13 protein-coding genes and 2 pseudogenes are annotated in these 10777 nt (G+C 73.2%); 9 read left to right on the top strand and 6 right to left on the bottom strand.

What is annotated here, in order from left to right; translation table 11 throughout:
- The 9 genes and pseudogenes from WEB03_RS01210 to WEB03_RS01170 all read left to right on the top strand — a co-directional run.
- Window positions 1-887 (top strand): annotated as a pseudogene (locus WEB03_RS01210) (hypothetical protein); the annotation flags it as partial.
- A gap of 2 nt (window positions 888-889) precedes the next feature.
- Window positions 890-2203, top strand: a complete 1314-nt coding sequence (locus WEB03_RS01205) for a hypothetical protein (RefSeq protein ID WP_368069147.1) — start codon at window positions 890-892, stop codon at window positions 2201-2203.
- Window positions 2196-3494: a CpaF family protein gene (locus WEB03_RS01200; protein WP_368069146.1), complete on the top strand. Its 1299-nt coding sequence runs from the start codon at window positions 2196-2198 to the stop codon at window positions 3492-3494. The genes WEB03_RS01205 and WEB03_RS01200 overlap by 8 nt, the downstream gene beginning before the upstream one ends.
- Window positions 3491-4399: a type II secretion system F family protein gene (locus tag WEB03_RS01195; RefSeq protein ID WP_368069145.1), complete on the top strand. Its 909-nt coding sequence runs from the start codon at window positions 3491-3493 to the stop codon at window positions 4397-4399. Before WEB03_RS01200 ends, WEB03_RS01195 begins: the two co-directional genes overlap by 4 nt.
- Complete coding sequence (locus WEB03_RS01190) at window positions 4396-5304, top strand: type II secretion system F family protein (protein WP_368069144.1); 909 nt, start codon at window positions 4396-4398, stop codon at window positions 5302-5304. The genes WEB03_RS01195 and WEB03_RS01190 overlap by 4 nt, the downstream gene beginning before the upstream one ends.
- A 172-nt stretch (window positions 5305-5476) precedes the next feature.
- Window positions 5477-5695, top strand: a complete 219-nt coding sequence (locus WEB03_RS01185; protein WP_368069143.1) for a hypothetical protein — start codon at window positions 5477-5479, stop codon at window positions 5693-5695.
- Between the two features lie 20 nt (window positions 5696-5715).
- Entirely contained in the window at window positions 5716-6114 is a 399-nt protein-coding gene (locus tag WEB03_RS01180) for a hypothetical protein (RefSeq protein WP_368069142.1), read from the top strand.
- A complete protein-coding gene (locus tag WEB03_RS01175) occupies window positions 6111-6581 on the top strand; it encodes a hypothetical protein (protein WP_368069141.1) in 471 nt (156 codons plus the stop codon). Before WEB03_RS01180 ends, WEB03_RS01175 begins: the two co-directional genes overlap by 4 nt.
- Window positions 6571-7035 carry a hypothetical protein gene (locus WEB03_RS01170; RefSeq protein WP_368069140.1) on the top strand — a complete coding sequence of 155 codons (465 nt, stop codon included), beginning with the start codon at window positions 6571-6573 and terminating at the stop codon, window positions 7033-7035. Before WEB03_RS01175 ends, WEB03_RS01170 begins: the two co-directional genes overlap by 11 nt.
- Here the strand turns inward: WEB03_RS01170 and WEB03_RS01165 are convergent.
- The 6 genes and pseudogenes from WEB03_RS01165 to WEB03_RS01140 all read right to left on the bottom strand — a co-directional run bounded on the left by WEB03_RS01165 (window position 6950) and on the right by WEB03_RS01140 (window position 10648).
- Window positions 6950-7831 carry a hypothetical protein gene (locus tag WEB03_RS01165; protein ID WP_368069139.1) on the bottom strand — a complete coding sequence of 294 codons (882 nt, stop codon included), beginning with the start codon at window positions 7829-7831 and terminating at the stop codon, window positions 6950-6952. The two genes, WEB03_RS01170 and WEB03_RS01165, sit on opposite strands and share 86 nt — an antisense overlap.
- 47 nt (window positions 7832-7878) lie before the next feature.
- A pseudogene (locus tag WEB03_RS01160) lies at window positions 7879-8082 on the bottom strand (FHA domain-containing protein); the annotation flags it as partial.
- A gap of 141 nt (window positions 8083-8223) precedes the next feature.
- A complete protein-coding gene (locus tag WEB03_RS01155) occupies window positions 8224-8649 on the bottom strand; it encodes a DUF2752 domain-containing protein (protein ID WP_368069138.1) in 426 nt (141 codons plus the stop codon).
- Window positions 8650-8684: 35 nt separating this feature from the next.
- The gene (locus WEB03_RS01150) at window positions 8685-9197 is read right to left on the bottom strand and encodes a CD225/dispanin family protein (protein ID WP_368069137.1); all 513 of its coding nucleotides are present in this window, start codon (window positions 9195-9197) and stop codon (window positions 8685-8687) included.
- Between the two features lie 117 nt (window positions 9198-9314).
- Window positions 9315-9716, bottom strand: a complete 402-nt coding sequence (locus tag WEB03_RS01145; protein ID WP_368069136.1) for a CD225/dispanin family protein — start codon at window positions 9714-9716, stop codon at window positions 9315-9317.
- Window positions 9713-10648 (bottom strand): amidohydrolase family protein, encoded by a 936-nt coding sequence (locus tag WEB03_RS01140; RefSeq protein ID WP_368069135.1) that lies wholly within the window; start codon window positions 10646-10648, stop codon window positions 9713-9715. The genes WEB03_RS01145 and WEB03_RS01140 overlap by 4 nt, the downstream gene beginning before the upstream one ends.
- Window positions 10649-10777: the final 129 nt, after the last annotated feature.

Below are 10777 nucleotides of genomic sequence, written 5' to 3'. Positions count from 1 at the left end.
ACGAACCCGCGGAGGGCGGATCCGGGCGCCGCATCCGTCGGGCCCGGGGTCTGCCAGGCAGCCGCGCCGTCGTCGGCGCGCTGCTGGTCACCGCCGCCGCGGTCGGGGTGTTCGCCGCCTACCTCGACGCCACCGCGACCCCGAGCACCAGCTACGTGGTGGTCCAGGGCGACGTGCCGATCGGGACCCTCCTGACCGAGGACCTGGTCACGGACACCTCACGGTTCGGCCTGGTCGCCCTCGACCTGCCACCCGAGCTCGCTCGCAACAGCATCCGGTCCGAACGGGCGCTCAGCATCGTGGGCCTGCGGACCACGGCACCGCTCGCGGCGGGGGACCTGCTGTCACGCACGTCGCTCGCGGACGCGGCCGGTGACGACGACGCCGTCGCCATCTCGTTCCAGATCGACAAGTCGCGGGCGGTGGCGGGGGAGCTCGAACCTGGCGAGCGGGTGGACGTCGCGGTCACCTACGGCCAGGCCGACGACGCCTACACCCTGTACGTGGCGCGCAACGTCCTGCTGATCGACATCGCCGCCGCCGGTGGCGGACTCGAGGGTGAGGCGGTCGTCCTGACCCTGTCGCTGCCCGACGACGAACGGGTGCTGGCGATCGCGCAGGCGACCAACACCGGACAGGTCGTCGTCACCCGAGCCGCGGCCGCGGCCGGCGAACGAGGGACGTCGGTGCCGCCCTACGCGCCTCCCGGTCCCGATGGTGGTGCTCCGGCCGTGTCGTCGCTCCCCGCCCCTGCGGGTGACACGCCCCCCGCGGACGAGGAGCCTGAAGGGCCCGCCGAGGACCCGGAGCCTGCGCCCGAACCCGAGGCCCCCGACCCGGACGCCGGTGACGCCGGTGAGGCCCCGCCGCCCGACGCGGAGGGCTGACGGTGGCCAACGAACGCTACGTCCTGCTCGGCGTCGCCACCCCCCGCGCTCGCTGGTTCCGCGAGGTCGGTCAGTGGGCCCAGTCCGCGGCCATCCCCGCCGAGTTCGTCCGGTGCGTGTCCATCGCCGAGATGCGGGCCCGGCTCGCCTCCGGCCGGCCCTTCTCCGCCGTCCTGGTCGACGGCCAGCTCGGGGGCATCGACCGCGACCTGGTCGCCACCGCGTCCGGGCACGGGTGCCCCGTCATCGTCGTCGACGATCGTGGACCCGAGCCGTACCGCGATCTCGCGCCGTCCGCCGTCCTGTCGCCGCCGTTCACCCGCGACGCGCTGCTCGACACCCTGGCTGCCAACGCGAAGATGGTCGGCGGGGCGGTCGTGCGGACCACGACGGGGCCGTCGCAGGACGTGCCGGCGAAGCGCGGCGAGGTGGTGGCGGTCCTCGGCCCCGGTGGGACCGGCGCGTCGACGGCGGCGATCGCGCTGGCGGAGGGGCTCGCCGGCGGTGGACACGCGGTGGACGGCCCGGTCCTGCTCGCCGACCTGTGCCGCAGCGCCGACCAGGCCATGCTCCACGATTCGCGCGTCGTGGTCCCGGGTGTCCAGGAACTGGTCGAAGCCCACCGGACCGGCACGGTGCCGACCGGTCTGGTCCGGGACCAGACCTTCGAGGTCGCCGGCCGGGGCTACCGGCTGCTGCTCGGTCTGCGGCGGTCACGGCACTTCGTCACGGTGCGCCCGCGCGCCTTCGATGCGGCGCTCGACTCGCTCCGCCGGACGTTCGCGGTCACCGTCTGCGACGTCGACCCGGATCTCGAGGGCGAGGCCGAGACGGGCTCCCTCGACGTCGAGGAGCGCCACCTGATGACGCGCGCGACCGTTGCCCGGTCGTCGGTGATCTACGTGGTCGGCGCGCCCGGCCTCAAGGGCGTCTTCAGCACGGTGCGGCTCGTCGGTGAGCTGCTCGGGTTCGGCGCCCCCGCGGAACGGATCGTCCCCGTCGTCTCCCGGGGGCCGCGCAACCCGCGCCAGCGCGCCGAGTTCTCCAGCAGCTTCCGCCAGCTGCTCGGCGCCAACGTCGGGGAGGGGCCCGCCAAGGTGATGGTCAACCCCGTCCACCTGCTCGAGCGGCGCGTCGACGAGGCCCTCCGTGACGGCGTCGGGATGCCCAAGCCCCTTCCGTCCACCCTCGCCGGCGCGTACCACGCCGTCCTCGAACGGGTGGGTCCGCTGACCGACGTCGACGCCGGTCCCAGCCGCATCACGCCGGGCAGCCTGCCCGCCTCGGCCGCACGGGAGGCCACCCACCGTGACTGACCACCTCTCCCCCCTCGTCGAGATAGAGGGCGAGGTCCTGCGCCGCGCCAAGGAGGAGACCCTCGACCTCGACGACTCCGGTGCCGACCGTCGCCTCCGCGAGCTGATCGAGGATGCCGTCGCGCAGTGGAGCCTCGACCACAAGCACGGCCTGCGACCGTTCGACCTCGCCTCGCCCGACCTCGTCATCGAACGGGCCTACCGCAACCTCACCGGGTACGGGCCGCTCGAACCGTTGCTCGACGACGACGACGTGTGGGAGATCATGATCAACGCCCCCGACGCGATCTTCGTGAAGCGTCACGCGGGCGTCAGCGGCTACCACGACGAGGCCTTCCACGACGACGAGCACGTCACCCGCACCCTGACCAAGATGCTCGACGACGCCTCGTCCGCTCACCGCAAGCTCGACCCGTCCGAGGGCCTCCAGGACGCCCAGCTCGAGGGCGGGGCGCGGCTCCACATCGTCCACCGCGACGTCGGACGTGGCAGCCACCTCATCGTCAACATCCGCAAGTTCACCGGCGTGGCGTTCCGGTCCCTCGACGAGCTCGCCGACCGCGGGATGCTCACCCCCGAGATCGCCGAGTTCCTGCGGGCCGCCGTCCGAGCGCGCCTGTCGGTGGTGTTCGCCGGCCCCCCCGGCTCGGGCAAGACCACCCTGCTGTCGTGCTGCACGGCCGAGCTCGACCCGTCGCTGCGCGTCGTCACCGCCGAGGAGGTCTTCGAGGTCGACGTGCCGCTGCCGAACGTCGCCTCGATGCAGACGCGGGCGGCTCGACCGGACCGGCCGGCGGTCGACCTGCGGCGGCTCGTGGCCGGCTTCCTGCGGATGGCGCCGGACGTGGCCATCGTCGGCGAGGTGCGTGACCGCGAAGCGCTACCCCTGCTCCTGACGTTGTCGTCCGGCGTGAAGGGCTACACCACCATCCACGCCGGATCGGCCCGGCAGGCGCTCAGCCGGCTGCGGTTCATCTGCCAGCTCGCCGACACCAGCAGCGAGGTGCCGCTGTCGGCGCTCAACAGCCTGGTCACCGAGGCGATCGACGTGGTCGTCCACTGCTCGCGCCACGACGGCATCCCACGCGTCAACGAGGTGGTCGCGGTCGAGGAGCAGCAGACCGGCGAGGTCGGCACGGCCTTCACCGTTTCCGAGCTGTTCCGGCGCCAGAGCGTCGACGGCCCGCTGGAGTGGACCGGCGCCGTGCCGGTCCGCATCGCGCGACCTCTCTCCGATGCCGGCTACGACGTCCGGCAGCTGCTCGACACCTCGCGCGGGGCCATGGCGTGAACAGCGGGCTGGCCGCGATCGTCCTGTCGTTGTGCGCGGCCTACGGCGTCTTCCTCACCTTCACCTCCATCGCCTTCGGGTGGCGGGGCCTCAGGGTCTCGGCCAGCGGCACCCGGCGGCGCCGCCGCCGGATCCAGGTCGACGAGTGGCTCGTCCAGGCGGGCCTCGACAAGATCCGCCCACGCGAGTTCCTCGCGGTCACCATCGTGCTGTTCGCCGTCGGGATGGTGGCGGGCCTCGCGCTCTTCGCCGGTCCCGTCGCCGGGGCGGTGATCGGTGGGGTCGCCGCGTCAGCGCCGCTGTTGACCGCCCGTTCGCGTCGGCAGCAGCGTCGTGAGCGGACCCGTGACGCGTGGCCCCGCATGCTCGAGGAGCTGCGTCTCCAGGCCATCAGCCTCGGCCGGTCGATCCCGCAGGCGTTGTTCGCCGTGGGGATGCGCGGACCCGAGGAGCTCCGTCCCGCGTTCGCGGCCGCCCAGCGTGAGTGGCTCATCTCGACCGACTTCGACCGCACGCTCGAGGTGCTGAAGGCGCAGCTCGCCGATCCCACCGCCGACGCGGTCGCTGAGACGCTGCTGATCGCCCACGAGATCGGCGGCACCGACGTGGACCGCCGCCTCAAGGCGCTCATCGAGGACCGCATCCAGGACCTGCAGGGCCGCAAGGACGCCCGGGCCAAGCAGGCCGGTGCACGCTTCGCCCGCTGGTTCGTGCTCATCGTCCCGATCGGCATGGCGCTGGTCGGCTTGTCCATCGGCGAGGGCCGGGCCGCCTACGCCAGCGCCGGTGGGCAGTTCGCCGTCCTCGTCGCGCTCGCGCTGATCGCGCTCTGCTGGCTGTGGGCGGGCCGCCTGATGCAGCTCCCCCAGGAACAGCGCGTGTTCACCGAACGGTCCTCGTCGTGAACCCCCTCGTGGCGCTCTCGGGTCTGCTGCTCTGGGCGGGTCTGACGTTGCTGCTGTCCGAGCTGCGCTGGTTCTCGCGTCGCAGCATCGTCGCCCGACTCGGCCCCTACGTCCCCGGGGGGATGGGGGTGCGCTCCCGCGCCGGCGTCCTGTCGGTCGAATCCTTCCGCGAGGCGGTCGGTCCGCTCGCCCGCCTCCTCGGATCGCAGTTCTCGCGGCTCTTCGGCGTCACCGAGGACCTCGACCGCCGCCTGACCCGGATCCACTCCAGGCTCGACGTCACCGAGTTCCGCGTCCGCCAGATCGGCTGGGCGATCGCGGGGTTCGGCATCGGCCTGCTCGCCACGATCGCCTTCCGCCCGCCGGCGGTGGTCGGTCCGCTGCTGATGCTCGGTGGGATGCTGCTCGCCTTCCTGCTGCTCGAGCAGCAGGTGTCCGGTGCGTCGGACCGGTGGAAGCGGTCGGTCTACCTCGAGCTGCCCGTGGTCGCCGAACAGGTGGGGATGCTGCTCGGGTCGGGGTTCTCGTTGTCGGCAGCCCTCGATCGGGTGGCCGGTCGCGGGTCCGGGTCGGCCGCGCTCGACATCCGCCGGGTGCTCTCACGCGTCCGCCAAGGTGTCAGCGAGGAGGTCGCGCTCCGCGAGTGGGCCGACCTGGTCGAGGTCGACGCGCTGGACCGGCTGGTGTCGGTGCTCGCCCTCAACCGCGAGGCCACCGACCTCGGCCGGCTCATCGCCGAGGAGGCCCGGGCGATCCGGCTCGACGTGCAGCGCGAGCTGGTCGAACGCATGGAAGCCCGCGGCCAACAGGTGTGGATCCCGGTGACCGTGGCCACGCTCGTCCCGGGCGTGATCTTCATCGCCGTGCCGTTCACCCGCGCCCTCGGCGGCTTCCTGACGGGGTGAGCCGGGGTCCGCTGCGGTCACCCGGCCATCCGCGCTCAGGGGGCTCCTGACGGAACCGTCTCGCGCGTGACGCACACGCCCATTCGGCCGTTGGCGACCGGCCCGTTCGGACCGGTAGGCTCCGCGGACGCCGCGGGGGTCCGCGGCGATCACCGTCGACCGGGGATCCTCGATGTCCCGCCTCAGCACCGTCGCCGCCGTCCGCCTCCAGGGCGCGCTCCGCTCGCTCCTCCAGCGGGCCCGGGCCGAAGCCGGCGAGGGCGTGATCTCGGCCGCCATCGTCGTGCTCATCATGGCGCTGATCGGCGCGGCCATGTGGGTCGCCTTCCAGGCGGTCTTCCAGGACGCCAGCACCCGCGCCAGCGGCGCCGTCCAGCAGATCGGTGGCTGACGCACCGTGACGGGTTCGCGGTGAACACCTTCGCCGACGAGGACGGCAACGGGCCGCTGACGTCCGTCTTCGGCATCACCATCTTCCTCGGCTTCATGCTCTTCGCCGTGCAGGTGCTGTTGCACCTCTACGGGACCTCGACGGTGTCCGCAGCCGCGTTCGACGGCGCCCGGCTGATGGCGGCCGACGGCGGCATCAGCTGCCCCGCGGCGGCCTCGCACGTCCGCGGCATCCTCGGCGAGTACGGCGGGAAGGTGGACGTCGACTGCCCCGTCTCCAACGGCGAGGTCGTCGAGGTGCGCGTGGTCGGTCCGAGCCCGGCGCCGCTGGTGGGCGGGTTCCTGCGCAACTTCGACCTCGGCGACATCGAACGCACCGCCCGCGTGCGCGTCGAGGTGTTCCGGCCGGGTGGCCCGTGACGGCGCGAGCGGCGCGACCCCGGTGGTCACAGGAGGACGGGCTCGCTGGGGCCGAAGCGCTGATCTTCGGCGTCCTCATCTTCGTCGTGGGGACGCTGCTGATCCTCAACGCCTGGGGCGTGATCGACGCCAAGATGGCGGCGTCGGCATCGGCGCGTGAAGCCACGCGGGTCCTCGTGGAGTCCCCGGAGGGGGCGTCGACCGCGGCCATCGCCCAGAGCGTCGTCGCCGACACCCTCGTCGGGCACGGCAAGGACCCGGCACGCATCGTGGGCACACCGACGGTGTCCGGCACGATCGCCCGGTGCGCCCGGATCCGCGTCGACGTCAACTACCGCGTCCCGACGATCACCCTCCCGTGGATCGGTGGGCTCGGCTCGGGCAACCTGCAGGTCCGCGGCAGCCACACCGAGATCGTCGATCCGTTCCGGAGCGGGTTGTCCGGGGAGGCGACCTGTGGCTTCTGAGGCGCAGGCTCCGGGGCGCGCCGTCGCTCGGTGGCGGGACGAGGGGGGCAACACGCTCCTGCTGATGCCGGTGGGCGTGCTGATCCTGCTCGTGCTCGGCGCGATCGCCGTGGACTTCGCCATCGTCTTCACCGCCCAGCGCGAGCTCGCCAACCTCACGGCGGGGCTCGCGAACGACGCCGCTGGGGCGGTCGACGAGGCCGCGTTCTTCACGGACGGCGAGTACCGCATCGACGGGTCGCGTGCCCGCCGGATCGTCGACTTCGTGGTCAGCTCACGGCCGGACGACACCCTGAACGTCGCCTGCCCGACGGTGACCCTCCAGGCCGCCAACGAGGTGCAGGTGGCGTGCGTCGGCACCATCGACCTCATCTTCTCCCAGGCCCTGCCCGGTGGGGTCTCGCCCTACACCGTCCGCGCGTCGAGCACCGCCCGCGCCGATGAGGGGCCCTGACCCCGATCCCCCGTGGAGACCCGTGGATCACCCCGCCGTGCGGACGCGCGAGCTCACCGGTCTCCGGGTCGATGAGCACCCCCGGCCCGACGCCGACGACCGGACCGTCGCCGAGTTGCGCGCGGACTTCGGCGAGGCACACGAGCCCACGCACCTGCACGGCATCGGTCAGCTCCTGCTCGCGGCCGTCCAGCGTGCGACCTCTGGGATCGGTGTCGACGTCCGGGTCGCCGTCACCATCGAGCGCAGCGCCCTGCGCTTCGAGGGCCGGCCGCAGCAGGTGGCCGCAGCGCTCGCGGCGGCGACCGCGGAGCTCGCCGTGCTCCGGCCGCCGTTGCCAGAGCGACGTCGACGGTGCCTCGGCGCGCCGCACCACCTCGACCAGATCGGGGTCGAGCTGCTCGCGACGAGCGACCTCGTCCCGCACCCGGGACCCGAGCTCTTCGCGGAGACGCACGAGCGAGCACCGGAACTCGCGGTCCTCGGTGGCGTGCTCCTTCTTGGCCCGCCGCTTGCTCGCCACGTAGTTGCCGATGAGCATCACCGGGCTCATGAGCATGAACAGCGCGAACCGTGGGTTGCGGGTGATGGCGACCATCGCGCCACCCATCAGCACCGGGCCGATCAGGGCGATGGCGCTGAAGGCCCGGTCGCTGCGTCGTTCCTTCGGGGGCGCGGGCGGCTCGAGGGTCGGCAGCCCGGGGCGAAGTAGCCGGTTGAAGGGGCTCGTCGGTCCGTCCAGCGAGCTGATGCGTAGCTCGTCACCGGACTCCGGACGACGGACGGATGCGTGCACGGCACCGAAGCGCAGGACGCTGCCGACCGGCAGGTGCCCTGCTCGACCACCGGTTCGCCGTCGATCCAGGTGCCGTTGCTCGATCCGAGGTCCCGGACGCGGAAACCGCCCGCATCGTGGTCACGCTCGACCTCGACGTGGCGGAGCGACACCGTGGGGTCGTCGACGAGGATGTCGCAGTCCGGGTCCCGTCCGACGGCGAACACCTCGCCGGGCAGCGCGAAGGCGCGTCCCACGTGCGGGCCGGCGATCAGCGCGAACTCGTCCTCGTAGCCCGGCAGGTCGGCGGGCAGGGGAGGGGTCTGCTCCCCTCCCGATCGACCACGATCAGCACGTCGTTGCGCCCTTCCCCGCTGGGCCCCACGTTGGCGGACGGGCGGAGCCTACGCCGGTCACCCGGCTCCGGAGCCGAGCCACGCCAGGGGTGCCCACGGCAGGTTGCGCAGGAGCATGAACGCCGGGACGCCGATCGCCAGGGTCCACGCCGCCCAGGTCGGGATGTCCGGTCGGGTCGTGCGTCTCCCGGCGCGGTGACGCAGCCAGCCGGTCCACCCCCAGACCAGCAGCGGGAGCAACAGCACCGTGAGCAGGTTGTGGCTGACCGCCAGGAGCGGGTCGCCACGCAGCAACGCCGTCAGCGCGCGGGTCCCCCCACACCCCGGGCAGTCGAGGCCGGTCGCGGCCCGGAACGGGCAGCGCGGCGTCCAGAGCGTCCGGTCCTCCGGATCGACCACGGCCAGGACCGTGCAGACCGCGACCGCCAGACCGGCGACCGCGAGCGGCGCCGCGGTCGGGTGCAGCCCGGCGGCCGCAGCCACCGGTGACCGGTGTCGGGGCGGTGCCACGGTGGGCATCAGAACCCCGCCATCGCTCCGCCGAACCCGAGCGCGAAGAAGCCGATCTGGAACACGAAGCCGACACCGACCGCGACCAGCGTCCAGGTCCGTGCCTCGCCGGCGCGCTGCTGCGCGAGCTGGGCGTTGCCGACGTCCGACGCGGATTTGGCCTGCGTCGACTTGACGATGCCGACGATGCCGAAGGGCAGGCAGCACAGGACCGTGGCGACGATGGATTGCCACAGCCACGGGTCGACGTTCGCGGCAGGCGTGGTCTGCGACCACGCGCCCTGGCCGGCGTGCGGTGCGTTCTGCCAGGACGGTGGCGAGCCTCCCGGCGAGCCCCACGCCCCCGGCGAGCCGGTGCCCCACCCGCCGGAGGGGTCCGGGGACGACCATCCACCGCTCGGGTCGGACGCGGGAGGCCGTTGCTCACCCCACCGGCTGCCGTCCCAGTACCGCTGACCGCCGTGGACCTCCGGGTCCGGGTACCACCCCGCGACCGGCCCCGACCCACCCTGATCGCTCACGTTGATCCTCCTGTCCGCCCCTCACCGCGGTGCACGGGTCGTGGCATCCGCAGCGGACGGGCGGAGTCAAGCAGAGCCGCGGGTCGTCCTCCCGACGGTCCTGTCCGGCCGCAGCGGTCAGGCGCTGGCGACCGTGCCGAGGATCGCCAGCAGGAGGAAGCCGCCGACGAACAGCACCCCGACCCCGACGCTGGCGAGCGTCCAGGTGCGCGCCTGCTCGGCCCGCTGACGCGCGACCACGATGTTCCCGGCGTCGCGTGCCGACCCCGCTTGGGCGGACCGCACGATCGCCACGATGCCGAGCGGCTGGCAGCACAGGATCGTCGCGACGATGGACTGCCACAGCCAGACGTCCACGGTGCCCGTCGCGCCCGCCGTGGCCCCGGCGCCCCAAGGGGAGCCTTGGGCAGCAGCCGCCGAGGGACGCCGGTGAGGGGTCCAGCTCGACCCGTCCCAGTAGCGCTCACCGCCGGGCTGTTCGGGATCGGCGTACCAACCGGGGACGGGTCCGTCGCTCACGTCGCGCCCTCCTCGCCGGTGGCGTCATCGTCGAGGCCGAGCAGGTGGGCCGCGTGGTGGTGGAACACCCCGCGCAGCGCGTTCCGGTCCAGCTCGAGCCGGGCCAAGCCTCGCACCTGGGCCGCGTACGCGTGCGGGATCGTCGGGAAGTCGGAGCCGAACAGCAACCGGTCCGCGAGCCCACGGACGCGGTCGAGGAGCTCCTCGGGGACGTCGGCGAGGTACGGCGGGTCGGTCAGGACCATCGCGGTGTCCAGCCGCAGGGTCGGGGCCTGCTCGGCCAACGTGACGAACCCCTCGACGTCGGGTGCCCCGAGGTGGGCCACGACGACGGTCACGTCGGGGTGGCGATCGAGCAGCGCCCGGATCGCGTCGGGACCGCAGTACTCGCCACCCCCGTCGACCCCGTAGACGGCGCTGGCGTGCACCACCGCGGGGATCCGTGCTGCGGCGAGCTGCGGCCACACGTCGTCGAGGTGGGGGTCGGTGGCGTGGAACCGCCCGACCTGCAGGTGGACCTTCGCGGCCCGTCCTCCACGAGCGATGGCGTCCGCGACGTACTCGGCGGCGTCGTCCTCGGCGTGGAAGGTGAAGGTCGGGACGATCTGTGGGTGCCGGTCGGCAGCGGCGAGCGTGTGGTCGTTGCACCAGGCCGCCACCCCCGGCTTGTGGCCGTACGCGAGGGCCGTGTGTGCGACCACGCCGAGCCCGCGCAGGGTGGCGAGCCGCGTCGTCTCGTCCTCGCGGTAGGTGATCGGCCACGGCGGGTCCTCGAGCCGGTCGAAGAACCCCCAGACCGCCTCCTGCAGACGATCCGGCAGCAGGTGCACGTGGACGTCGACGATGCCGGACAGACCGAGCGTCTCCCGGGCGAAGGCAGCGACCTGATCGTCCCGGGTGGGGAAGACCTCGAGCGGGACGGGTGCGGGCACGGGACGGCTCCGGCGTTGCGGCGGCGCGAGACTAGGCGGCGTCCCGTCGCGCCGACGGAGCGCTCACCGGCCCGGGTCCGTGAGGTCGGCGGAGGTACGCTCGGCCCGGTCTGGTCCCCTCGTCGGTGG

The organism is Nitriliruptor sp. (genome assembly GCF_040882075.1).
Classification (GTDB): domain Bacteria; phylum Actinomycetota; class Nitriliruptoria; order Nitriliruptorales; family Nitriliruptoraceae; genus Nitriliruptor.
This window is presented reverse-complemented; position numbering and strand designations above follow the sequence as displayed.